The organism is Pseudomonas sp. FSL W5-0203, from assembly GCF_001896155.1.
Classification (GTDB): domain Bacteria; phylum Pseudomonadota; class Gammaproteobacteria; order Pseudomonadales; family Pseudomonadaceae; genus Aquipseudomonas; species Aquipseudomonas paracarnis.
On record NZ_MPOR01000002.1, the window covers coordinates 276,895 to 299,428 of the forward strand.

A 22,534-nucleotide genomic window follows, 5' to 3' on the forward strand; every position below is an offset into this window, starting at 1 on the left:
CAGATGCGCGATTAGCGCCAGATAGTGACCACCAAGTCAATCGTAACCTTGTGTGTCTACTACCTTCGTCTAATCGCAGTTGATTTGGTCCCTGCAGGGTAATGAGTTTTTCATACACCCAAAAAGAATTATTTCATTCTTTTTCATACGATCCAGGAATAAGACTTTCCGTGAAGCTGGCCGGTCAGGATAGACGCGCCGCTCCATAAGCTAATTCCTAAAGGGTATTTACTGGTGCTTTTTTAGATCGATTAGTGTTGCCGTACGGTTGCATACGTCACTCACGATCAAAAAGGCGACGCCATCATGGCCAAACGCACATCCTCCCGTCAATTTGTTACAGTTTTTGTATCGCTATTACTTTCTTTTGGTGTCAACGCCGCCGACCTGACGGTGGGCTACCAGACCGGCATCGATCCCAGCAAGGTTCCCCAGGCCGACGGCCTGTACGAAAAAGCCATCGGCGAAAACATCGCCTGGCGCCGCTTCAACAGCGGGCCAGAGGTAGTCACGGCCATCGCTTCCGGTGATGTACAAATCGGCAACCTCGGCTCCAGCCCGCTCGCGGCGGCGGCCTCGCGCAACCTGCCGATTGTGGCGTTTATCGTATCGGCACAGATCAACGCTTCTGAAGCCCTGGTGGTGCGCAACGGCAGTGGCATCGATAAACCCCAGGACCTGATCGGCAAAACCATCGCCACGCCCTTCGTCTCCACCTCCCATTACAGCCTGCTCGGCGCGCTGAAACACTGGGGGCTGGACACCAAACAAGTCAAGGTGGTGAACCTGCAACCGGCCGAAATCGCCGCCGCCTGGAAGCGTGGCGATATTGATGGAGCTTTTGTGTGGTCACCGGCCCTGGGCGAAATCCGCAAGACCGGAAAAACCCTGACAGACGCGGCGCAGGTGGGCCAATGGGGCGCGCCGACGTTTGAGGTGTGGGTGGCGCGCAAGGATTTTGCGCAAAAACATCCTGACGTAGTGGCCAAGTTCGCCAAAGTTACCCTGGATGCCTTTGCCGACTATGCCGCCCACAAAGACAGCTGGACGGTGGATTCCGAGCCAGTGCAGAAAATCGCCAAATTGACAGGTTCAAATGCCGACGACATTCCGGAACTGTTGGCCGGTACGACGTTTCCGGATGCGCAGGCACAGCAAACCGCTGCGCTGCTCAAGGGCGGCACGGCGAAGGCGATTGGGGAGACGGCGAAGTTCCTGAAGGAACAGGGGAAGGTGGAGACGGTGCTGCCGGATTATTCGGCCTATGTGACCGATAAATTCATCCCACAATAAATACAGTCTTTGGTGGGAGCTGGCTTGCCTGCGATGCCAGCAACTCGGTCCTGCAGTTAAACCGAGGCGCCGCTATCGCAGGCAAGCCAGCTCCCACACAGAGCCGTACTCTTTTACAGGGCCTTTTCAAAGATCTTGGAGTTGCGCTGATAGTTGTACAGCGACGCCCGCGCCGACGGCAGGCGGTCCACGCTGCTGGGTACAAAACCGCGTTCGCGGAACCAGTGGGCCGTACGGGTGGTGAGTACAAAGAGGGTTTTCAAGCCCTGGGCGCGTGCCCGGGTCTGGATGCGTTCGAGCAACACATCGCCTCGCGCGCCGTGGCGGTACTCCGGGTTCACTGCCAGGCACGCCAACTCCCCCGCATCCGAATCCGCGATCTGATACAGCGCCGCGCAGGCGATGATCATGCCTTCGCGCTCGACCACGCTGAACTGTTCGATCTCACGCTCCAGCACTTCCCGCGAACGGCGCACCAGAATGCCCTGCTCTTCCAGCGGGCTGATCAGGTCCAGCAAGCCGCCGACGTCTTCAATCGCCGCTTCGCGCACCAGTTCGAATTGTTCCTGGGCCACCAGCGTACCGCCACCATCGCGGGTGAACAGTTCGGTAAGCAAGGCGCCATCTTCGGCGTAGCTGACGATATGGCTGCGCCCTACTCCACCCCGGCAGGCTTCGGCAGCGGCATCGAGCAGTTCGGCTTGATAGTTGCTGCCCAGGCGTTGCAGGTGCGCGGGTACTTGTTGTGGGCGCAATTCACGCACCAGGCGGCCGTTCTCATCGATCAGACCGGGATCGGCGCCGAACAGCAGCAATTTGTCGGCGCCCAGATCGATGGCGGCGCGGGTGGCGACGTCTTCGCAGGCCAGGTTGAAGATCTCGCCGGTGGGCGAATACCCCAACGGCGACAGCAGCACGATAGAGCGCTCATCCAACAGGCGGTTGATGCCCTTGCGGTCGACCCGGCGCACTTCGCCGGTGTGGTGGTAGTCCACGCCTTCAAGCACGCCGATTGGCCGTGCGGTGACCAGGTTGCCGCTGGCCACGCGCAGGCGCGAGCCCTGCATCGGCGAGGACGCCATGTCCATGGACAAGCGCGCCTCGATGGCAATACGCAGATGGCCCACCGCGTCGATCACACACTCCAGCGTCGCAGCATCGGTGATGCGCAAGCCTTCGTGGTAAGCCGGGGTAAGGCCGCGTGCTTGAAGGCGGGTTTCGATTTGCGGGCGCGAGCCATGCACCAGCACCAGGCGCACACCCAGGCTGTGAAGCAGCACCAGGTCGTGGACGATATTGCCGAAGTTGGGGTGGTCCACACCATCGCCGGGCAGCATGACCACAAAGGTGCAGTCGCGGTGGGCGTTGATGTAGGGCGAAGCGTGACGAAGCCAATTGACGTATTCGGGCATAACACCTGGGCCTGTAATAAAAAGCAGCCAAATAAAGGATCAATCGTGAAAGCGCACAGCGGCTGATGGTTATCGTCGGAACAGGCTTGGCGACACGCTCACTCTCCTTATGTACGAATGGGCAAGGGCAAATTTATGCAGGTTTCAGGCAGTAGTGTTCGATCAGTTCCCGCAATAGACGCACTGTAGGCGTCAAGCGTGACATTTCAAGGTATTCGCCCGGCTGGTGAGCGCAGGCAATGTCGCCAGGCCCGAGCACCAGGGTTTCGCAACCGAGGCGCTGAAGATAAGGCGCTTCGGTGCCGAACGCTACTGCTTCGGCACGATGACCGGTCAAACGTTCCGCCACCCGCACCAGCTCGGCGTCTTCGGGCTGCTCAAAGGGGGGGACTTCGGGGAACAACGGCGCGTAGTCGATCTTGACCTTATGCCGCTCGGCCACGGGTTCGAGCTTCTGGCGAATCGCGGCGCGCAGCACCTCGGGGTCCATGCCCGGCAGGGGTCGCAGGTCGAACTCCAGGGAGCATTGGCCGCAGATGCGATTGGGGTTGTCGCCGCCGTGAATGCAGCCGAAGTTCATCGTCGGCTGCGGCACGCTGAATTGCGCGTTACGGTAATCGCGCTGCCAGGCCAGGCGCAGGCCGCGCAGTTCGCCGATGGCGTCATGCATGGCTTCCAGGGCGCTGTGGCCCAGGCTGGGGTCCGACGAGTGGCCGCTGCGCCCGAGGATGTCGATGCGCTCCATCATCACGCCTTTGTGCAAGCGGATAGGCTTGAGCCCGGTCGGCTCGCCGATCACAGCTGCACGACCTAATGGGCGCCCCGCCTCGGCCAGCGCACGGGCACCGGACATAGAGCTTTCCTCATCACAGGTGGCCAGGATCAACAGCGGTTGCTTGAAGGGTTGGTCCAGCAGCGGCAACACCGCGTCGATAACCAGTGCGAAGAACCCCTTCATGTCACAACTGCCCAGCCCTACCCAGCGACCATCGACTTCCGTCAGCTTGAGCGGGTCGGTCTTCCACAGCGCCGCGTCATACGGCACGGTATCGCTATGCCCCGCCAACACCAAGCCACCGGGGCCGCTGCCGAAACTGGCCAACAGGTTGAACTTGCCGGGGCTGACTGGTTGGATATCGATGGCAAAGCCCAGGTCGCCCAGCCAAGCGGCGAGCAGGTCGATCACCGGGCGATTGCTCTGGTCGAGAGACGCCTGGGTGCAGCTCACCGACGGCGCGGCGATCAAGGCGGCGAACTGCTCTTTCATGGACGGTAACGGCATGCGCGGTCTCCCAACTTCCCGGATGAACCTCACTATAGAGGCATCTGCGCAACACAATAAACCGTTGCGGCACGTTGCCGGGCTCAGTCCTGTACACTGCACGACCTTGGCAGCCACACTTTTCCCCGGCTGCGCTCCCGATCCTGGATTTTCCGGCCATGCAGAAAGAAACCGAAATCAAGCTACGCGTCAGCCGCGAAACACTCGCCGCGCTGCGTGAGCACCCGTTACTGAAAAAACGCAACAAAAGTGGCTGGGAACGCCGTGAGTTGATGAACCAGTACTTCGACACCCCCGAGCGTGACCTGGCCCAGGCCAAGGTTGCCCTGCGCCTGCGCAAGGACGGTGACGACATCATCCAGACCCTCAAGACCCGCGGCCAAAGCGTCGCCGGCCTGTCGGAACGCAACGAATACAACTGGGACCTGCCCAAAGCCAAGCTCGACGTGAAGAAACTCGATGGCGAGTGCTGGCCCGAGCAACTGGCCGAGCTGGACAAAAAGACCCTCAAGCCGATCTTCACCACCGACTTCGTGCGTGAACGCGCCGAGATCGCCTGGGGCCGTGGCAAGGCCAAGGTGGTGATCGAAGCCGCCCTGGACCTGGGCCATGTGGTGGTCGGCAAGCAGAAAGAAGAAATCTGCGAGCTGGAACTGGAACTGCGCGAAGGCGAACCGGCGGCCCTGCTGGAACTGGCCGCCGAGCTGGCCGCAACCCTGGCCCTGATGCCGTGCGACATCAGCAAGGCCGAACGCGGCTACCGCCTGTATGACGCCAGCAGCTACTCCCTGAGCCTGCCGGCGCCACAGATCCACGCCGAAATGCCATTGGACGACGCCTTCGCCGCGATCCTGTGGCACCTGCTGGGCAGCAGCCAGCGCCTGGCTGAGCAATACCGCTTCAATGGCCACTGGCGCCTGCTGCAGGACTGGGTCGAGAACCTCGGCGAGTTGCGCGCCCTGATCGGCAGCCTCGGTCAGGCCGCGCCGCGCCAATCCACCAGCGAACTGCGCAGCGCCCTGGATGCGTTGCTGGAAGACTGGCGCCCGCTGGTCCAGGCCGGTGACGACGATGAAGACATTCGCAAAGCCGCGCCGGAACAGTTCATCGAAGAGCTGCAAGACGTGCGCTGGGGCCTGTTCTCACTCAACCTCTCGCGCTGGCTGCTGGCCCGCACCTGGACGGCCGAGCGTAATGTGCGTGGCAACCGCCAGGGCGCTGCGCAAATCACCAACTGGCTGCCACGCCTGCTGGCCGACGACGCCGTCGCCCTGCAACTGCAGCGCTACCAGCAACAGCCGGAAGATCTGGCCGAGCAACTGCCGCGTATCGAACGCATCCAGGCCTGGCTGCACCATGCGCGCCATGTGGTGGACATTCCTGAGCTGGACCGATTGTACGGCGAACTGAACAAGCTGGCGCACCTGGCCAACCAGCCGATTACCGATGAATCCCTGGATGCGCGTATGCATCAGGCGATTGCGGTGTATCAGAATCGTGCCTGGAAGACCCTTCTGCGCCTGTAATACCGCTATCGCGGGCAAGCCCGCTCCCACATTTGCTGTGGGAGCGGGCTTGCCCGCGATGAGGCCCTCCCTGTCAGCGCAAGACTGGCAGGCTGGTGGTGGACTTGATCTCCGACAGCGCCACAATCGAGTTGACCTCCTGGATCCCCGGCACCATCGACAACTTCTCGAAGAAAAACCGCTCGTACGCCTCGATATCCGAGGTGACGATACGCAGCAGAAAATCCACCGCCCCCATCAGCACGTAGCACTCCAACACTTCCGGAAAACCGCGAATCGCCTCGGTGAACTCAGTGAAATTGGAGCGACCGTGGGCGTTGAGTTTGACCTCGGCGAAAATCTGCGTATTGAGCCCGATTTTCTTGCGGTCCAGCAGGGTGACTTGGCCGCGGATCACCCCCTCCTCCTTGAGCCGCTGAATACGCCGCCAGCATGGCGACTGCGACAGGCCGACCTGTTCGGCAATCTGTGCACTGGAGAGCGAGGCATCCTCTTGCAGCAAGGCCAGGATACGGCGGTCGTAGGCGTCCAACTCACTGTGCATAAACGCACCCCTGAATAGGCTTATCTTGAATTGTTCTGGTCGATTTATCGCCAAACGGGCTTATTTTAGATAAGAAATCTCCCGAGGCGAATGTAAAAATTTCTCCAGTCTAAACTGGAGAGTCAGCATGCATGCCGTCGAAACCGCCTACCCCGCCACCCGCGTCGATGCGTGGGCCGCCAATAGCAGCCACTGCCAGGCGCACTATCGCATCGTCGCCGAGGCTGAACCGGACGTGCTGTGCCGGGTGCTGAACTACTTCGCGCTGCAATTGCTCACGCCCACCCAGGTCAGCATGAACCGGGAAGCCGACCTGCTGAGCATCGATATCGTGATGACCGGCCTGAGCTGGCACCGCGCCCAGGTGATCGGTGAAAAGATTCGAAACCTGATCAGCGTCTGCACCCTGGAGCTGTGGTCGGCTGATTCCGAGCGGCCTCAAGCGCTGGCGGCGATGGCGCAGTAAAAACCGGCAACACACGCGCCAGCAGGACCTTCAGCGGCTGGCTAGCCTGGGATTACCCCCACGCCCCAGGAAAACCTGCATGCCCGTCGCCGCTCACGATCACCTCTTGGAACTGCAGCAATTGTTGCCGGCGCTGGTCGAGCAAGGGTTGATCACGGCGCAGGCGGCGCAAAAGGTAGCGCCAGCGTCCGGCAGCCAGCATCCCTTGGAATGCATCGCAGCCCAGGGCCCTTGTCTGGAGACCTTGATTCAATGGCTGGCCCGGCAGGTCGGCCAGCCTTACCTGCGCATCGACCCATTGAAGATTGATGTGGCGGCCGTGGTGCCCTTGATGTCCCACGCCTTTGCTCAGCGCCACGGCATTCTTGCAGTCGCGGTGGATGCCCACAGCGTGACGGTCGCCAGTGCCCAACCCCATATCACCACTTGGGAAGCCGGGCTGTCCCAGGTACTCAAACGCACGATCAAGCGCGTGGTTGCCAACCCTCAGGATATTCAGCGCTGTATCAACGAGTTTTACCGCTTGGCCAAGTCCGTCAGCGGTGCGGATCAAAAAATGACGGCGCCTGGCAATGTCGACTTGCTCAGCCTCGGCGCCAGCGACAAGGAGCCGGACGCCAACGACGCGCATATCGTCAACATCGTCGACTGGCTGCTGCAATACGCCTTTGGCCAACGAGCCAGCGACATCCATATCGAGCCCTGCCGCGACCAGGGTCGGGTGCGCTTTCGCATTGATGGGCTGCTGCATGACGTCTATCAATTTCCCCCGCAGGTCACCATGGCCGTGGTCAGCCGCCTGAAAAGCCTGGGGCGAATGAACGTGGCCGAAAAACGCAAGCCCCAGGATGGCCGCGTCAAGACCAGGAACCCTGCGGGTGTCGAAGTGGAATTGCGGCTTTCGACCCTGCCCACGGCATTCGGCGAAAAACTGGTGATGCGAATTTTCGACCCACAGGTGCTGCTCAAGGATTTCGACCAGTTGGGTTTGTCCAGCGCCGACCAGCAACGCTGGCACGCCATGACGCGACGCACCCACGGCATCATCCTCGTCACAGGCCCGACCGGCTCAGGCAAGACCAGCACCCTCTACACCACCCTCAGGCAACTGGCGACCCGCGAGGTCAACCTGTGCACGGTGGAAGACCCGATTGAAATGGTCGAGCCGGCCTTCAACCAGATGCAGGTCCAGCACAACATCGACCTCACGTTCGCCAGCGGCATCCGCGCCCTGCTGCGCCAAGACCCGGACATCATCATGATCGGCGAAATCCGCGACCAGGAAACCGCAGAGATGGCTATCCAGGCCGCGCTGACCGGGCACCTGGTGCTCTCGACCCTGCACACCAACGATGCACCCAGTGCCATCAGCCGCCTGCAGGAACTGGGCGTTGCTCACTATTTGATCAAAGCCACGCTCATAGGTGTGATGGCGCAGCGCCTGGTGCGGCTTCTGTGCAGCCACTGCAAGCACCCCGCGGGCCTGGAGGACGATGGCGGCTACGAAGCTGTCGGCTGTGCACACTGCCGTGACAGCGGTTATCGAGGCCGGGCCGGACTGTATGAAATCATGCTCATGGGCCCGGCACTCCAGGCGCTGGTCACTCCAGGCGCGGACGTACAAGCCCTGCGCCGTGGGGCACTGGCGCAGGGCATGAGCAGCCTGCGCATGGCCGGCATCGAGAAAGTGAAGGCCGGGCTGACCACGATGACGGAGGTGTTGCGGGTCACGCCAGGGGATTCAGAAACAAATCCTTTGTTTGTTGGGCCATGAAACCGTCCTTATCCGTGACCAGACCGTTACAATCGGCCTAATGTCATTCACTGACACCTTCAGATAGGGAATCGCTATGCAGATCGGAACCGTACTGCTTCTTTTCGTGGGCTTGGCCATCGCCATTCTGTTCATGGGGTTCAAAGTGGTGCCCCAGGGCTACCAATGGACTGTCGAGCGTTTCGGCCGCTACACCAACACCCTCAAGCCCGGCCTGAATATCATCATCCCGGTCATGGACCGCATCGGTCGCAAGATCAACGTGATGGAAAGCGTGCTGGATATCCCGCCTCAAGAAGTCATCACCGCCGACAATGCCACCGTGCAGATCGATGCCGTGTGCTTCTTCCAGGTGGTCAACACCGCCCAGGCCGCCTATGAGGTCAACAACCTCGAACATGCTATCCGCAACCTGCTGCAGACCAATATCCGTACCGTACTCGGCTCCATGGAACTGGACGCCATGCTGAGCCAGCGCGACGGCATCAACGAAAAACTCCTGCGCACCGTGGATGAAGCCACTGCGCCATGGGGCATCAAGATCACCCGTATCGAGATCAAGGATATCAGCCCGCCTGCCGACCTGATGGCCGCCATGTCCGGCCAAATGAAAGCCGAACGGATCAAGCGCGCACAGATCCTCGAAGCCGAAGGCCTGCGGGCGTCGGCGATCCTGACAGCGGAAGGCAAAAAGCAGGCGCAAATCCTTGAAGCCGAAGGCAGCCGCCAGGCAGCGTTCCTGGAATCCGAGGCCCGCGAGCGCCAGGCCGAAGCCGAAGCGCGGGCGACACAAGTGGTGTCCGAAGCCATTGCGTCGGGCAACGTGCAGGCGGTGAACTACTTCGTCGCGCAAAAATACATCGACGCCCTGGGCAAACTCGCCTCGGCCAACAACAGCAAGGTCATCCTGATGCCGCTGGAAGCCAGCCAGGTGATTGGCGCCGTGGGCGGTATCGGCGAAATCGTCAAGGCAACCTTCGGCAACCAGAAAGGCTGAGGCCAACACCATGTGGGACTTTTTGCTGCATTTGTCGTTTTGGGACTGGTTAGCCCTGGGCACCGTGCTGTTGATTCTCGAGGTGTTCGGTGCCGGAGGCTACCTGCTCTGGATGGGCATCGCCGCCGCAGCCGTGGGCGTGATCAAGTTCCTGTTCCCGCCGCTGGGGCTGGAATGGCAACTGCTGCTGTTTGCGGTGTTGTCGATACTGACCGCCGTGTACTGGTGGAAACGCCAACGCAGCAGTGCCAAGGCCAGCGATCAACCGGGGTTGAACGAGCGCGGTTCAGAGTTGGTCGGGCGCACTTTCGTGGTGCATCAAGCCATAGTGGATGGCCGCGGCAAGGTCAAAGTCGGCGATGGCGTGTGGATGGTCACCGGTGCAGACGCCCCCGTGGGCGCTCAAGTCCGCGTGGTTGGGCAGGATGGGGTGATTTTAAAGGTTGAAACTGTTTAGTCAGTGATGGAACTGGATCGGGTTAACTACAATCAAAACGTACAGATAACCCACCGGAGTCACCCATCATGCGTCTCAAATATGCTGTCGCAACCCTCGCTGTGCTTTCCCTACCTGTCGGCTCAGCCATGGCCGATAGCTTCTGGCGTAATGTCATCTCGTCGGGCGCCACCACTGGCTCGACTTACCTGACGTTCAAGGACCACAAGCTGGTGGTCGCCGCCCAGGACGACGCAGGCAGCTTCGTCGCCAGCGACGGCGGCATTCGCGGCCCGTACCTGGAAGCGGCCATGCAGAAGGTCCGCGCCGACAACCCTGGCCTCCAAGCCACCGACATGGAACTGGCTAACGCCATCCTGGCGAAGAATGCTGTAACCGAGTAACAACTGCCCTCATAAAAAATGCCGCTTTTTCAAGCGGCATTTTTTTGCCTGCTGCATGACGAATCGTTCATGGATGACAGGCTATATTCAGTCTCAGCATGCAACCATGCCCTACTGACACGTCTATTTTTCATTGCCTACCTGAAACGGATGCCTTCTTCGTCATGAGCCAACAGCCCTTCCTGCCGTTTTCCAAACCGACCATTGATGAAGCCACCATCGCGGCGGTCGGCGATGTTCTGCGTTCCGGCTGGATCACCAGCGGGCCAAAGGTGCAGGCGTTCGAAGCACAGTTGTCTGACTATTTTGGCGGACGTCCGGTGCGCACCTTCAACTCGGGCACCTGCACCATGGAGATCGCCTTGCGCATCGCCGGGATCGGGCCTGGGGATGAAGTCATCACCACACCAATCTCCTGGGTTGCCACGGCCAACGTGATTCTCGAAGTGGGCGCCACTCCCGTCTTCGCCGACATCGACCCGGTGACGCGCAATATCGACCTGGCCCAGGTGGAAGCCGCCATTACTCCGCGCACCAAGGCGATCATCCCGGTGTACCTGGCCGGCTTGCCCCTGGATATGCCGATGCTCTACGCGCTGGCCAACAAGTACAACCTGCGCATTGTCGAAGATGCTGCCCAGGCCCTGGGGTCCAGCTGGGATGGAGAACGCATCGGCGCAACTGGCGACTTCGTGTCCTTCAGCTTCCAGGCGAACAAGAACATTACGTCGTCCGAAGGCGGCTGCCTGGTGTTGAACAATGCCGAGGAGGCCCGTCTGGCAGAGAAGTACCGCCTGCAAGGCGTCAACCGCAGCGGCTTCGATGGCCTGGATGTGGATGTGCTGGGTGGCAAGTTCAACATGACCGACATTGCCGCCGCCATCGGCCTGGGGCAATTTGCGCACATCGAGAAAATCACCGCCCATCGTCAGAACCTGGCACGGCACTACTTCAAATGCTTCGGCAGCAATTTCGAAGCCCAATACGGCGCGCAACTGCCGCCGGCCGACTTCGAAAACAGCAACTGGCACCTGTTCCAACTGGTATTGCCGGAGCGCCAGGATGGCCTGCCAGCCCGTGCGACGTTCATGGAGCAGATGCAGGCCCACGGCGTGGGTATCGGCTATCACTACCCGCCGATCCACCTGCTGAGCCTCTATCGGGCACAGGGTTTCAAGGAAGGCATGTTCCCGGTGGCCGAACGTGTTGGGCGTTTGATCGTGTCGTTGCCGATGTTCACGGCGATGACAGAGGCGGATGTGGAGCGGGCTGTAGCGGCGGTTAAAGCCGTACTGAAAAAAGACTGATCACAACAAATCAACTGTGGGAGCTGGCTTGCCTGCGATGCTGGCACCTCGGTGTATCGGTGATACCCGGGTGATCCAATCGCAGGCAAGCCAGCTCCCACATTGAGGTGTGCTGTTGCAGCTGTTGCGTTTATTCGCCGATCGCGGCTTTGTAGCCGGCGGCATCCAGCAGTTTGTCCAGCTCGGCCTTGTCGCTTGGCTTGAGCTTGAAGATCCAGGCGCCGTACGGGTCAGAGTTCAGCAGCTCAGGGCTGCCACTCAGCTCTTCGTTGACAGCAATCACTTCGCCGGCAACCGGCGAGTAGATATCCGAGGCTGCTTTCACCGACTCAACCACACCCGCCTGGCCTTGCGCTTCAAAATTGGCACCCACTTCCGCCAACTCAACAAACACCACATCACCCAAAGCTTCCTGTGCATGGTCGGAGATCCCGACGGTCACGGTGCCGTCAGCTTCCAGACGGGCCCATTCGTGACTTTCGGCAAAACGCAGGTCGGCAGGGATATTGCTCATAGTCTGTGTCCTCAAGATGAAATGTCAGCGGCCATTGGCCTGCCGGAATTGGTTAGATCAGGGTTTTGCCATGACGCACGAAGGTCGGCTTGACCACTCGAACCGGATACCACTTGCCGCGGATTTCCACTTCGGCCCGGTCGGCAGTCGCCGTCGGCACACGCGCCAGCGCAATGGATTTGCTTAGCGTAGGCGAGAAACTACCACTGGTGATCTCTCCTTCGCCAACATTGGCGATACGAACCACTTGGTGAGCACGCAGCACACCACGCTCTTCAAGGACGAGCCCCACCAGTTTGAACTGCACGCCGGCTGCTTTTTCTGCTTCCAGCGCAGCGCGGCCAATGAAGTTACGCTCGACAGGTTCCCAGGCGATGCTCCAGGCCATGTTGGCCGCCAGCGGCGAGACGGCCTGGTGAATATCCTGGCCATACAGGTTCATGCCGGCCTCCAGGCGCAAGGTATCGCGCGCACCGAGGCCGATGGGGGAAATGCCAGCGCCCACCAGGTCGTTGAAAAAGCCCGGTGCCTGATCGGCCGGCAGCACGATTTCGAGGCCGTCTTCGCCGGTATAGCCGGTGCGGGCGATATACCAGTCGCCATCGGCCCGGCCTTCGAACGGTTTGAGCTGATGGATCAGGATGCCACGGGACTGGGTCACCAGTTCGGCGATTTTCTGCCGGGCGTGGGGGCCTTGGATGGCGAGCATGGCCAACTCGGAGCGCTCATGCAGTTGCACTGAGTAGCTGCCCAGTTGCGCCTGCATCCAGGCCATGTCCTGATCGCGCGTGGCGGCGTTGACCACCAGGCGGTAACCGGTTTCGGTGCGGTAGACGATCATGTCGTCCACCACCCCGCCCTGCTCGTTGAGCATGGCGCTGTATAACGCACGGCCACAGCCGTGCAGTCGGTCGACATCATTGGCCAGCAGGTACTGGAGCCATTCCTTGGCCTGGGGGCCGGTGACATCGATCACGGTCATATGAGATACATCGAAGACCCCGCAGTCGCGTCGCACCTGGTGGTGTTCTTCAACTTGCGAGCCGTAATGCAAAGGCATATCCCAACCGCCAAAATCGACCATTTTCGCGCCGAGGGCGAGATGCAGGTCATACAGAGGCGTACGCTGTCCCATGGGTTTCTCCTTCCGGGCTTGGCGAAGGCGCGCAGAGCTGCCACGTGCGCCGAACACCTTGTACTACAAGGCCCGCAGCCACATACAGCAGGTCGATCCGAAAGACGGAGCGCACCGAATGCCGCGCATTGTAGCCTCAAGCCGTAGGACTGGCACCTAACCGATTTGCCGAGCCGAGCGACGAATCAGCCCGATGACCGGCAACAAGCCGACCAGCACAAGGGTCAGCGCCGGCAAAGACGCCCGTGCCCATTCGCCTTCACTGGTCATTTCAAAGATGCGGACCGCCAGGGTGTCCCAGCCAAACGGGCGCATCAGCAAGGTGGCCGGCATTTCCTTGAGCACATCTACAAACACCAGCAGCGCTGCGCTCAACGTGCCCGGCAGCAATAACGGCAGATACACTTTGCAAAACAGTCGTGGGCCACTCACCCCAAGGCTGCGTGCCGCTTCGGGCAAAGACGGACGGATTCGCGCCAGGCTGTTTTCCAGCGGCCCGTAGGCCACCGCCAGGAACCGCACCAGATACGCCAGCACCAGTGCCGACAGGCTGCCCAGCAGCAAAGGCTTGCCCGCCCCGCCCAGCCATCCGGAGAGCGGCACCACCAACTCGCGGTCCAGGTAACTGAACGCCAGCATGATCGACACCGCCAGCACCGAGCCTGGCAAGGCATAGCCGACATTGGCCAGGCTGATACCGGAGCGAATCGCCCGGGTGGGCGCCAGACGGTTGGCAAAGGCCAGTATCAGCGCGACGCTGACGGTGATCAGGGCTGCGATACCGCCCAGGTAGAGGGTATGCACGATCAGCCCGGTGTAACGTTCATCCAGGTCGAAGCGGCCACGCTGCCAGAACCACGCCACCAGTTGCAGCATCGGAATCACGAACGCACAGGCGAAGACCAGGCTGCACCACGCACTGGCCGCCACGGCTTTGAACCCGCGCAAGTGGTACAACGCCTTGCCCCGCGGGCGCTCATTGCTCGGTCGACTGGCCCCGCGCGCACGTCGCTCGCCATACAGCACCAACATCACTACCAGCAGCAGCAGACTCGCCAGTTGCGCGGCACTGGACAGGCTGAAAAAGCCGTACCAGGTTTTATAGATAGCGGTGGTGAAGGTGTCGAAATTGAATACCGAGACCGCGCCAAAATCCGCGAGTGTCTCCATCAACGCCAAGGCCACACCGGCACCAATCGCTGGCCGCGCCATTGGCAATGCCACACGCCAGAACGCTTGCCATGGCGATTGCCCTAGCACCCGCGCCGCTTCCATCAAGCCTTTGCCCTGAGCCAGGAACGCGCTGCGCGCCAGCAGGTAGACATAGGGATAGAACACCAGCACCAACACGATGACCACGCCGCTGGTAGAGCGTACCCGCGGCAAGCGCAACCCGGTGCCGAACCACTCGCGCAGCAGGGTTTGCACCGGGCCGGCGAAATCCAGCAGGCCCACAAACACGAAGGCCAGCACATAGGCAGGGATTGCAAAGGGCAACATCAATGCCCAGTCGAGCCAGCGCCGCCCCGGGAACTCGCACAGGCTGGTCAGCCAGGCCAGACTGACGCCCAGCAGCGTCACGCCCAGGCCGACACCGAGCACCAGGGTCAAGGTGTTGCCCAGCAAGCGGGGCATCTGAGTGTCCCAGAGGTGCGACCAGATCTGCGGGTCGATGCTTTGCCAGGACAGCAGCAGCACGCTCAGCGGCAACAGCACCAGGGCGGCGACGCTGAAAACCGGCAGGTACCAGCGACGTTGGGCGGGGTGGGCCAAGGAAAAGCTCTCAGAAAAATAAAGATGTTGAAGCGGCCACTAACCAATGTGGGAGCTGGCTTGCCTGCGATACAAGCACCCCGGTGTATCAGTGATACCGACGTGATGCAATCGCGGGCAAGCCAGCTCCCACAGTCGAGCGGCGCAGCTTCAGTTCCAGCCAGCACGATCCATCAGGCGAATCGCTTCGGCCTGGCGCTTGCCTGCCACTTCCACTGGCAAGGTATCGGCCACGAACTTGCCCCAGGTCGCCACTTCCGCCGATGGCGGTACCGCCGGGTTGGCCGGGAACTCCTGGTTGACGTCGGCGAAGATCTTCTGCGCCTCAGGCGTGGTCATCCACTCCACCAGCGCCTTGGCCGCTTCCGGGTGTGGTGCGTGCTGGGTCAGGCCGATGCCGGAGAGGTTCACATGCACGCCGCGGTCGCCCTGGTTCGGCCAGAACAACTTCACTGCCAGGTCTGGCTTCTGCTTGTGCAGGCGACCGTAGTAATAGGTGTTGACGATACCCACGTCGCACTGCCCGGCGTTGATGGCCTCCAGCACAGCGATGTCATCGGAGAACACGTCGGTGGAGAGGTTATTCACCCAACCCTTGATGATTTCTTCGGTCTTGGCCGCGCCATGGGTCTCGATCAACGTGGCGGTCAGCGACTGGTTGTAAACTTTTTTCGCCGTGCGCAGGCACAGGCGGCCTTCCCACTGCTTGTCGGCCAGGGCTTCGTAGGTGGTCAGGTCGCCCGGTTTTACCCGGTCGGTGGAATAGGCGATCGTTCGCGCCCGCAGGCTCAAACCGGTCCAGGCGTGGGCCGATGAGCGGTATTGCAGAGGAATATTCTTGTCGATCACAGGAGAGGTGAACGGTTGCAGGATGCCCATCTGCTCGGCCTGCCAGAGGTTGCCGGCGTCAACGGTGAGCAGCAGGTCGGCGGTGGCGTTCTCGCCCTCGGCCTTGATGCGCTGCATCAACGGGGCTTCCTTGTCGGTGATGAACTTGACCTGTACGCCGGTCTTTTTGGTGTAGGCGTCGAACACAGGCTTGATCAGTTCGTCGATACGCGAGGAGTAGACCACGACTTCGTCGGCCGCCTGCACGGTGGTGCTGCCGATCAGGGTGAGTGCCAGGGCAGTCAGGAGGCGCTTGGGTGCCAACATGGGTGCGGTCTCTCATTTGCAAATGGAGGGCAAATGATAAGGACTCACATTTGGTAACGCTTGGTGGAGGCGTTACCAGATGTTGCACAGCCAGAATATGCGCCGGAGCTGACGGCCTCATCGCGGGCAAGCCCGGCTCCCACAGAGGGTTGTATTGTCAGTTCAGGGTTTGGCGAGTTCGGGGAGATCGCCAGTCAATCCGAGTGCCTGGCGCACAAACACGGCTTTGGCTTCGGGCATCTGGTCGACGATTTTCAAACCCGCGTTGCGCAACCAGCGCAGCGGCAGTTGATCGGCCTGGAACAAGCGCTCAAAGCCTTCCATCGCCGCCATCAGCGCCAGGTTATGGGGCATGCGGCGCCGCTCGTAACGGCTCAGCACTTTCACATCGGCCAGGCGCTCGCCGCGCTCGGTCGCCGCCAACAGCACTTCGGCCAGCACGGCTGCATCGAGCAAACCCAGGTTGACGCCCTGCCCCGCCAACGGGTGGATGACGTGAGCGGCGTCGCCGATCAGTGCCAGGCCTTCGGCCACATAGCGTTTGGCATGGCGCTGGCGCAACGGTACGCACACACGCGGGTCAGCACTGAGCACGGTGCCCAGGCGCCCCTCGAAAGCACGCTCCAGCTCACGGCAGAAGCCTTCTTCATCCAGCGCCATCAAGCGCTCGGATTCGGCGGGCGTGGTCGACCAGACTATCGAACACCAGTCTTCCTGCCCATCGCGCACCAGCGGCAGGAACGCCAGCGGACCGGTGTCGGTGAAGCGTTGCCACGCGGTGCGCTGGTGCGGCTGACTGCTGCGCACGCTGGTGACGATGGCGTTATGCAGGTAATCCCATTCACGGGTAGGTGTACCGGTCAGGCGGCGTACGGCGGAGTTGGCACCGTCGGCAGCCACCACCAGCGGCGCGCGCAGCTTGCGGCCGCCGGCCAGGGTCAGCAACCAGTCATCGCCGGAGCGGCGCATCTGTTCCAGGCGCGCACTGGCCAGCAGGCCGAGGTCGCAGTCATGCAGGCGATCGAGCAAGGCATCCTGCACCACGCGGTTCTCGACGATATGCCCAAGCACCTCGGCATGCACACTGGCCGCCGAGAAGTGGATCTGCCCGGTGCCGCTGCCGTCCCATACCTGCATTTCGCCATAGGGGCTGGCACGCCGCTCTACGATACCGTCCCACACGCCCAGGCGCTCAAGAATGCGCTGGCTGGCCGCCGACAACGCGCTCACCCGCGGTTCAAACGCCGCAGCCGGGTCAAATGGCTTGACGCTCAACGGGCTGCCGTCGAGCAGCAGTACTTGCAAGCCACTGCCCTGCAACGCCAGCGCCAGGGCGCTTCCGACCATTCCGGCCCCGACAATCAGCACATCTGCGCGCATGTCCATATTCAAGCCTGTCTCGCTGGCGGCTTGCGCCGCACATAAAGGGTTTTGTCGACCCGCGCCACCAGAGTGCCGGAGCCGTCATGAATCTCGACTTTGAGGTGGGGCAGATATTTCTCGCCACCTTCAGTCTGGCGCCGGATCTGATCGAGCAAAGCGTCGTCGATGGAGAATTCGGCATACACCGGGCCTTTGCCCGGCGAGATGAAGTCGATACTCGCGGCCTTGTCCCACACAATGTAGTCGCGCCCCAGATTCTCCATCAACAGCAACATGTAGAACGGATCGACCATCGAATACAGGCTGCCGCCAAATTGCGTACCGACGTAATTGCGGTTGTACCAACCCAGGCCCATGCGCACCTTGGCATGTCGGAAATCGGCACTCAATGCCTGCACCCGCACCCCGGCGCCGAGGTACGGCGGGTACAGGGTGAGGAACCAGCGCAACAGCCGCGCCTTGCCCACGCGTTGGGTTAGCCACTTACGCATCGGAACGCGTACCCAGGCCCATGGCCTGACGGGCGAACCAGCGTTTGGCCGGTGGTAACAGGTCGAGGCCAAGCAAGCCCATATTGCGGCCCAGCGCCATCAACGGTTGGGCACTGCCAAACAGGCGCGTGACCTGGTCGGAGAAGCCTACGGTGAGTTGCTGGTCCAGGCGCTGGCGCTCGCGATAGCCTTGCAAGGTCGCCAGGTCACCCGGCACAGCAGGCCCGGCCAGCAGGGCTTCGGCCAAGGCATTGGCATCGCGCAGGGACAGGTTGAACCCCTGCCCGGCAATCGGGTGCAGGCTGTGGGCGGCATTGCCGAGGACCACCAGGTGCGAACGCACTTGCTCTTCGGCTTCCACCAGGGTCAACGGGTACAGGTGGCGGGCGCCCACTTGCTTGAGGGTGCCCAGGCGATACCCGAACACACCCTGAAGTTCGCTCAGGAAGCTACGCTCGTCGAGGCTGGCCAAGCGCTGGGCGTCCATGCCGATGCGGGTCCAGACCAGCGCGCAACGGTTGTCCGGCAGCGGCAGCAAGGCCATGGGGCCTTCATCGGTAAAGCGCTCGAACGCCTCGCCATTGTGCGCTTCGCTCGGCGTGATGTTGGCGATCAGCGCGCTCTGGTTGTAGGGCCGGGTTTTCACGCCGATGCCCAGCTGCTCACGCAAGCCGGAACGGCCGCCATCGGCCAGTACCGCAAGGTCGCATTCCAGCACGGTTTCATCGTTGAGGGTCAGGCGATAGCCATCGGGCAGAGGCTCCATGCGCGTGACTTCTGCCGGGCAACGCCAGCTCACCACGTCCTTGTCCAAGCCTTGCCACAGGCATTGGCCGAGCCAGGCGTTTTCCACCACATAACCCAGGGCTGGCACGCCCTCCTCCATCGCGGACAAACGCGCGGTGGAGAAGCGCCCACGGTCCGATACATGGATCTGCTTGATCGGCTCCGCCCGTCGGGAAATGGCCTGCCACAGGCCCAGACGCTGGTAAATCTGGCGCGCGCCAAACGACAGCGCGGAAGATCGCGCATCGTAGCTCGGCTGGTAGCTGTCGCCCGGTGCAAAGGGTTCGATCAGTACGATCTTCCAACCCCGAGCCTTGGCCCCGGCTTGCAATGCCAGGGCCAGGCTGGCCCCCACCAGGCCGCCGCCGACAATCGCCAGGTTGACCCGGCTCATCGGGCAGCCGCCATCAACGCTTCGATCTCGGCAACGGTCTTGGGCACACCGCCGGTCAGGATTTCACAGCCTTGCTTGGTCACTACCACGTCGTCCTCGATGCGCACGCCAATGCCACGCCATTTCTTTGCCACAGTCTGGTTGTCCGGGGAAATATAGATACCCGGCTCCACGGTCAAGGCCATGCCCACTTCCAGCACGCGCCATTCACCGCCCACTTTGTACTCGCCCACATCATGCACATCCATGCCCAGCCAGTGGCCGGCACGGTGCATGTAGAAGGCGCGGTAGGCTTCGCTGGCGATCAGTTCGTCAACGTCACCTTGCAACAACCCCAGCTTCACCAGGCCGGCGGTGATGACCTGCACGGTCGCCTCGTGGGCCTGGTTCCAATGTTTGTTCGGCGCGATCTGCTTGAAGGCGGCTTCCTGGGAGGCCAGCACAATCTCGTAGATCGCCTTTTGCTCGGGCGAAAACTTGCCGTTGACCGGCCAGGTACGGGTGATATCGCTGGCGTAGCAATCGATCTCACACCCGGCGTCGATCAGCACCAGGTCGCCGTCCTTGAGCACCGCGTCATTCTGCTGGTAATGCAGGATGCAGCTGTTGCGCCCAGCAGCGACGATGGAGCCATAGGCCGGCATCTTCGCGCCGCCTTTGCGAAACTCGTAATCCAGCTCGGCTTCCAGGCTGAACTCATGCAGGCCGGCACGACTGGCCTGCATCGCCCGCACATGGGCCGCACAGGAAATTCGCGCCGCCTCGCGCATCACCTTCACTTCTGCCGCCGATTTATACAGGCGCATATCGTGGAGCAAATGATCCAGGGCAACGAATTCGTTCGGCGGCTGGGCGCCCAGGTGTGCTTTGGAACGGATCACGTTGATCCACTCCATCACGTGCCGATCGAACTCGGCATTGCTGCCCATGGCCGAGTACACGCGGTCGCGACCTTCGATCAGGCCGGGCAGGATGTCGTCGATATCGGTAATGGGGAAGGCGTCATCCGCGCCAAAGTCACGAATCGCGCCCTCGGTGCCCGCACGCAGGCCGTCCCACAATTCGCGCTCGGCATTGCGCTCGCGGCAGAACAGCACGTACTCGCCGTGCTGGCGACCGGGCATCAGCACGATCACCGCTTCGGGCTCGGGGAAACCGCTCAGGTACTGAAAATCGCTGTCCTGGCGGTAAACATGCTCGACATCGCGGTTGCGGATGGCCACGGCGGCGGCCGGCAGGATCGCGATGCTGTTGGGTTCCATCTGCGCCATGAGCGCTTTGCGGCGCCGGGTGTATTCCGCTTTGGGGATATGGATCATGGGCAGATGGGTGTCCTTTCTCAGTGCAACGACGGCTTGGGAGCAGCGGGCTCAGCGGACTTGCGGGTCTCGGTGAACAGCAGCAGCGGCGCGACGCGCAGGTACTCCATGACTTCCATGTAGTCGCCTTCGCCGTCTTCGGATTCTTCCAGGGCATCTTGCACCTGGGAGATGGCCGCCAGGTCCTGCAGCACTTCCTTGGCGTCGGTGCTCAGCTCCAGGCCGCCGGCATTCACGCCGAAACCGTGGAGGAAACCCTGGCACCATTGGCCCAGCGCGGCAGCGCGATCGGCCAGCGGGGCGTCGTCGGTGGGCAGCAGCAGGACCACGGTGACGTCATCACCGGTCAGTTCGCCCTTGACCATTTCTTGCAGGCCGATCAATGCGTTGCGCACATTGTCGGTGGGTTCGGTTTCCAGCAGCTCGGCCACATCGGCCAGCCAGTTGTCGGCATCAAAGCCGACACCGGTGCAACTGCGGCCCAACAGCACGCCGTGCAGTTCAGCAGGCGAGCATGGATGGCCGCTGGCGCTCAGCAGTTTGGAAAAAGCATCGTACGGGGAGTTCTGAATGGGCATGGTGAGCTAGGCGCCAGACGGCGCAATGTCTAGAATGGAGCGCTGTATCCTAGCACCGGCAGACGCACCAAGACTATCGAGGGCGTCAGATCGTTTATCCTGCAGTTGCCATTCATCAGACAAATCCAGTGGAACCCAATGGAAGACACCGACCTGCAAGCGCTGATGGCCAGACTCGAACTGCTAATTGATCGGGTCGAGCAACTTAAGAGTCAAAACGGACTCCTATTAGCTCAGGAAAAGACCTGGCGCGAGGAACGCGCTCACCTCATTGAAAAAAACGAAATCGCCCGGCGTAAGGTCGAATCGATGATTTCGCGCCTGAAGGCCCTGGAGCAAGACTCATGAGTTCAAGCAATAGCGTTACCGTGCAGATCCTCGACAAAGAGTATTCGATCATCTGCCCCCAGGAAGAACGCAGCAACCTGGTGAGCGCTGCCCGCTACCTGGACGGCAAGATGCGCGAAATCCGCAGCAGCGGCAAAGTGATCGGCGCCGACCGCATCGCCGTGATGGCCGCGCTGAATATCACCCATGACCTGCTGCATAAGCAGGAGCGCCCTGACGTACAGGCCAGCGGCTCGACGCGCGAGCAGGTGCGTGACCTGCTCGATCGCGTGGATCTGGTGCTTTCCACCGATTCAGACACACCCAAGGGCTGATTGCCGAGCAGGTTTAAGGTATACTCGCCCCACTCCCTGGCGTGTTTGCCAGTCGGCGATGTCCCTGAGCCGATTCGCACTACCCTGGAAGTTGCACGTTGGGCTGGTGTGCATGTCCGCTAGACGGAAAGCCTTAAAGCCTACTGCTTCTTCCACCTTGAACTTTCGGGTTCAAGGGCTAAGTCGACAGCGGCTCTGTCGGGGAGCCTGAATTCCCAAACTCAATGCCAGTCCCCGGACTGGCATTGTTTTATGAGCCGAAAAATCATGACCGAACCTGCGCCGCTTTCCCGTCCGCAACTTCGACGCATGTTGCGCAAGGCCCGCCGCGCGCTCACGCCAAGCGAGCAGCGCCAGGCCGCTCAGGGTCTGTACCGGCAACTGGCACAGCACCCGCTGTTTCGCCGGGCCAAACATATCTCTTTATATCTGCCCACGGACGGTGAAATCGATCCGCGCCTGCTGCTGCGTGCGGCCCAGCGTCGCGGCAAAGCCACTTACCTGCCGGTGCTCAGCGCCTGGCCGCGCACCAAGATGGTGTTCCAGCGCGTACGCCCTGGGGATAGGTTGTTGCCCAACCGCTTTCGCATCCTTGAGCCACGGGTCAATGCCCATCACCAGCGCCAAGTCTGGGCGCTGGACCTGGTGTTGTTGCCGTTGGTGGGGTTCGATGATGTGGGTGGGCGCCTGGGCATGGGCGGCGGGTTCTACGATCGCAGCCTGGCCTATCTTGCCCGCCGCCAGAGCTGGCGCAAGCCAACGCTGCTGGGGCTGGCCCATGAATGCCAGAAAGTCGAACGCCTGGCGCAGGCAAGCTGGGATGTGCCGTTGGCGGGGACGGTGACTGATAAGCAGTGGTATGTCGCACAAACGCCGCTGGAAACAGCGGCGCCTTGGTGAATG

General features: G+C 61.4%; 23 protein-coding genes and 1 other RNA gene. 12 read left to right on the forward strand and 12 right to left on the reverse strand.

The genetic code is table 11. The annotated features are described in order from the left end of the window. Positions 1–306: 306 nt before the first annotated feature. Positions 307–1,293, forward strand: coding sequence for a taurine ABC transporter substrate-binding protein (gene tauA, locus BOP96_RS03540; RefSeq protein WP_073451847.1), 987 nt, complete (start codon positions 307–309; stop codon positions 1,291–1,293). A gap of 113 nt (positions 1,294–1,406) precedes the next feature. On the opposite strand, the gene argA is transcribed toward tauA, so the two are convergent. Together argA and argE are read right to left on the reverse strand one after the other, a co-directional pair. Beyond that, complete coding sequence (argA, locus tag BOP96_RS03545) at positions 1,407–2,705, reverse strand: amino-acid N-acetyltransferase (RefSeq protein WP_014720395.1); 1,299 nt, start codon at positions 2,703–2,705, stop codon at positions 1,407–1,409. A 133-nt stretch (positions 2,706–2,838) separates the two neighbouring features. Next, on the reverse strand, positions 2,839–3,987 hold the full coding sequence (gene argE / locus BOP96_RS03550) for an acetylornithine deacetylase (protein ID WP_073451849.1): 1,149 nt from the start codon (positions 3,985–3,987) through the stop codon (positions 2,839–2,841). A gap of 158 nt (positions 3,988–4,145) precedes the next feature. Between argE and BOP96_RS03555 the strand changes: the two genes are divergently transcribed. Further along, entirely contained in the window at positions 4,146–5,513 is a 1,368-nt protein-coding gene (locus BOP96_RS03555; protein ID WP_020301821.1) for a CYTH domain-containing protein, read from the forward strand. A 73-nt stretch (positions 5,514–5,586) separates the two neighbouring features. Here BOP96_RS03555 and BOP96_RS03560 read toward each other — a convergent pair whose 3' ends face one another. Next, complete coding sequence (locus BOP96_RS03560; protein ID WP_003195279.1) at positions 5,587–6,057, reverse strand: Lrp/AsnC family transcriptional regulator; 471 nt, start codon at positions 6,055–6,057, stop codon at positions 5,587–5,589. Between the two features lie 127 nt (positions 6,058–6,184). Between BOP96_RS03560 and BOP96_RS03565 the strand changes: the two genes are divergently transcribed. From BOP96_RS03565 to BOP96_RS03590, 6 genes are all read left to right on the forward strand, one after another. Next, the gene (locus tag BOP96_RS03565) at positions 6,185–6,523 is read left to right on the forward strand and encodes a hypothetical protein (protein WP_014720398.1); all 339 of its coding nucleotides are present in this window, start codon (positions 6,185–6,187) and stop codon (positions 6,521–6,523) included. Positions 6,524–6,602: 79 nt separating this feature from the next. Then, the gene (locus BOP96_RS03570) at positions 6,603–8,297 is read left to right on the forward strand and encodes a GspE/PulE family protein (protein ID WP_073451851.1); all 1,695 of its coding nucleotides are present in this window, start codon (positions 6,603–6,605) and stop codon (positions 8,295–8,297) included. A gap of 76 nt (positions 8,298–8,373) precedes the next feature. Then, positions 8,374–9,294, forward strand: coding sequence for an SPFH domain-containing protein (locus BOP96_RS03575; protein WP_003195285.1), 921 nt, complete (start codon positions 8,374–8,376; stop codon positions 9,292–9,294). Between the two features lie 10 nt (positions 9,295–9,304). Further along, positions 9,305–9,751: an NfeD family protein gene (locus tag BOP96_RS03580; protein ID WP_014720400.1), complete on the forward strand. Its 447-nt coding sequence runs from the start codon at positions 9,305–9,307 to the stop codon at positions 9,749–9,751. A 68-nt stretch (positions 9,752–9,819) separates the two neighbouring features. Next, positions 9,820–10,134, forward strand: a complete 315-nt coding sequence (locus BOP96_RS03585) for a DUF2388 domain-containing protein (protein WP_003176799.1) — start codon at positions 9,820–9,822, stop codon at positions 10,132–10,134. 164 nt (positions 10,135–10,298) lie between these two features. Continuing rightward, positions 10,299–11,441, forward strand: a complete 1,143-nt coding sequence (locus BOP96_RS03590) for a DegT/DnrJ/EryC1/StrS family aminotransferase (protein WP_073451853.1) — start codon at positions 10,299–10,301, stop codon at positions 11,439–11,441. A gap of 130 nt (positions 11,442–11,571) precedes the next feature. Here BOP96_RS03590 and gcvH read toward each other — a convergent pair whose 3' ends face one another. From gcvH to BOP96_RS03635, 9 genes are all read right to left on the reverse strand, one after another. After that, on the reverse strand, positions 11,572–11,955 hold the full coding sequence (gene gcvH / locus BOP96_RS03595) for a glycine cleavage system protein GcvH (RefSeq protein WP_003195293.1): 384 nt from the start codon (positions 11,953–11,955) through the stop codon (positions 11,572–11,574). Between the two features lie 52 nt (positions 11,956–12,007). Next, entirely contained in the window at positions 12,008–13,090 is a 1,083-nt protein-coding gene (gene gcvT, locus BOP96_RS03600) for a glycine cleavage system aminomethyltransferase GcvT (protein WP_003195295.1), read from the reverse strand. A 156-nt stretch (positions 13,091–13,246) separates the two neighbouring features. Beyond that, on the reverse strand, positions 13,247–14,863 hold the full coding sequence (locus tag BOP96_RS03605) for an ABC transporter permease (RefSeq protein WP_020301817.1): 1,617 nt from the start codon (positions 14,861–14,863) through the stop codon (positions 13,247–13,249). Positions 14,864–15,013: 150 nt separating this feature from the next. Beyond that, the gene (locus BOP96_RS03610) at positions 15,014–16,018 is read right to left on the reverse strand and encodes an extracellular solute-binding protein (RefSeq protein ID WP_014720404.1); all 1,005 of its coding nucleotides are present in this window, start codon (positions 16,016–16,018) and stop codon (positions 15,014–15,016) included. A 162-nt stretch (positions 16,019–16,180) separates the two neighbouring features. Beyond that, positions 16,181–17,398, reverse strand: a complete 1,218-nt coding sequence (locus BOP96_RS03615) for a 2-octaprenyl-3-methyl-6-methoxy-1,4-benzoquinol hydroxylase (RefSeq protein WP_175562976.1) — start codon at positions 17,396–17,398, stop codon at positions 16,181–16,183. Positions 17,399–17,406: 8 nt separating this feature from the next. Further along, complete coding sequence (locus BOP96_RS03620; RefSeq protein WP_073451857.1) at positions 17,407–17,892, reverse strand: DUF4442 domain-containing protein; 486 nt, start codon at positions 17,890–17,892, stop codon at positions 17,407–17,409. Beyond that, positions 17,885–19,072 (reverse strand): 2-octaprenyl-6-methoxyphenyl hydroxylase, encoded by a 1,188-nt coding sequence (ubiH, locus tag BOP96_RS03625; protein WP_019817789.1) that lies wholly within the window; start codon positions 19,070–19,072, stop codon positions 17,885–17,887. Before ubiH ends, BOP96_RS03620 begins: the two co-directional genes overlap by 8 nt. Continuing rightward, entirely contained in the window at positions 19,069–20,391 is a 1,323-nt protein-coding gene (pepP, locus tag BOP96_RS03630) for a Xaa-Pro aminopeptidase (protein ID WP_014720408.1), read from the reverse strand. The genes ubiH and pepP overlap by 4 nt, the downstream gene beginning before the upstream one ends. A 20-nt stretch (positions 20,392–20,411) precedes the next feature. Next, positions 20,412–20,969 carry a YecA/YgfB family protein gene (locus BOP96_RS03635; RefSeq protein WP_014720409.1) on the reverse strand — a complete coding sequence of 186 codons (558 nt, stop codon included), beginning with the start codon at positions 20,967–20,969 and terminating at the stop codon, positions 20,412–20,414. Positions 20,970–21,107: 138 nt separating this feature from the next. Here BOP96_RS03635 and BOP96_RS03640 point away from each other — a divergent pair, with 138 nt between their 5' ends. From BOP96_RS03640 to BOP96_RS03655, 4 genes are all read left to right on the forward strand, one after another. After that, positions 21,108–21,317: a TIGR02449 family protein gene (locus BOP96_RS03640; RefSeq protein ID WP_003177365.1), complete on the forward strand. Its 210-nt coding sequence runs from the start codon at positions 21,108–21,110 to the stop codon at positions 21,315–21,317. After that, the gene (locus tag BOP96_RS03645) at positions 21,314–21,631 is read left to right on the forward strand and encodes a cell division protein ZapA (RefSeq protein WP_014720410.1); all 318 of its coding nucleotides are present in this window, start codon (positions 21,314–21,316) and stop codon (positions 21,629–21,631) included. Before BOP96_RS03640 ends, BOP96_RS03645 begins: the two co-directional genes overlap by 4 nt. 30 nt (positions 21,632–21,661) lie before the next feature. After that, positions 21,662–21,840: non-coding RNA, 6S RNA (ssrS, locus tag BOP96_RS03650), on the forward strand. A gap of 58 nt (positions 21,841–21,898) precedes the next feature. Beyond that, positions 21,899–22,531, forward strand: a complete 633-nt coding sequence (locus BOP96_RS03655; RefSeq protein WP_014720411.1) for a 5-formyltetrahydrofolate cyclo-ligase — start codon at positions 21,899–21,901, stop codon at positions 22,529–22,531. The last annotated feature ends 3 nt before the right edge of the window (positions 22,532–22,534 follow it).

Coding starts and splice junctions, on each gene's coding strand:
- argE (WP_073451849.1), bottom strand. CDS start 3,987: ATGCCGTTACCGTCCATGAAAGAGCAGTTCGCCGCCTTGATCGCCGCG.
- gcvT (WP_003195295.1), bottom strand. CDS start 13,090: ATGGGACAGCGTACGCCTCTGTATGACCTGCATCTCGCCCTCGGCGCG.
- BOP96_RS03620 (WP_073451857.1), bottom strand. CDS start 17,892: ATGCGTAAGTGGCTAACCCAACGCGTGGGCAAGGCGCGGCTGTTGCGC.
- BOP96_RS03655 (WP_014720411.1), top strand. CDS start 21,899: ATGACCGAACCTGCGCCGCTTTCCCGTCCGCAACTTCGACGCATGTTG.
- BOP96_RS03580 (WP_014720400.1), top strand. CDS start 9,305: ATGTGGGACTTTTTGCTGCATTTGTCGTTTTGGGACTGGTTAGCCCTG.
- BOP96_RS03635 (WP_014720409.1), bottom strand. CDS start 20,969: ATGCCCATTCAGAACTCCCCGTACGATGCTTTTTCCAAACTGCTGAGC.
- argA (WP_014720395.1), bottom strand. CDS start 2,705: ATGCCCGAATACGTCAATTGGCTTCGTCACGCTTCGCCCTACATCAAC.
- BOP96_RS03645 (WP_014720410.1), top strand. CDS start 21,314: ATGAGTTCAAGCAATAGCGTTACCGTGCAGATCCTCGACAAAGAGTAT.
- ubiH (WP_019817789.1), bottom strand. CDS start 19,072: ATGAGCCGGGTCAACCTGGCGATTGTCGGCGGCGGCCTGGTGGGGGCC.
- BOP96_RS03555 (WP_020301821.1), top strand. CDS start 4,146: ATGCAGAAAGAAACCGAAATCAAGCTACGCGTCAGCCGCGAAACACTC.
- gcvH (WP_003195293.1), bottom strand. CDS start 11,955: ATGAGCAATATCCCTGCCGACCTGCGTTTTGCCGAAAGTCACGAATGG.
- tauA (WP_073451847.1), top strand. CDS start 307: ATGGCCAAACGCACATCCTCCCGTCAATTTGTTACAGTTTTTGTATCG.
- pepP (WP_014720408.1), bottom strand. CDS start 20,391: ATGATCCATATCCCCAAAGCGGAATACACCCGGCGCCGCAAAGCGCTC.
- BOP96_RS03640 (WP_003177365.1), top strand. CDS start 21,108: ATGGAAGACACCGACCTGCAAGCGCTGATGGCCAGACTCGAACTGCTA.
- BOP96_RS03615 (WP_175562976.1), bottom strand. CDS start 17,398: ATGCGCGCAGATGTGCTGATTGTCGGGGCCGGAATGGTCGGAAGCGCC.
- BOP96_RS03560 (WP_003195279.1), bottom strand. CDS start 6,057: ATGCACAGTGAGTTGGACGCCTACGACCGCCGTATCCTGGCCTTGCTG.
- BOP96_RS03585 (WP_003176799.1), top strand. CDS start 9,820: ATGCGTCTCAAATATGCTGTCGCAACCCTCGCTGTGCTTTCCCTACCT.
- BOP96_RS03610 (WP_014720404.1), bottom strand. CDS start 16,018: ATGTTGGCACCCAAGCGCCTCCTGACTGCCCTGGCACTCACCCTGATC.
- BOP96_RS03575 (WP_003195285.1), top strand. CDS start 8,374: ATGCAGATCGGAACCGTACTGCTTCTTTTCGTGGGCTTGGCCATCGCC.
- BOP96_RS03570 (WP_073451851.1), top strand. CDS start 6,603: ATGCCCGTCGCCGCTCACGATCACCTCTTGGAACTGCAGCAATTGTTG.
- BOP96_RS03565 (WP_014720398.1), top strand. CDS start 6,185: ATGCATGCCGTCGAAACCGCCTACCCCGCCACCCGCGTCGATGCGTGG.
- BOP96_RS03590 (WP_073451853.1), top strand. CDS start 10,299: ATGAGCCAACAGCCCTTCCTGCCGTTTTCCAAACCGACCATTGATGAA.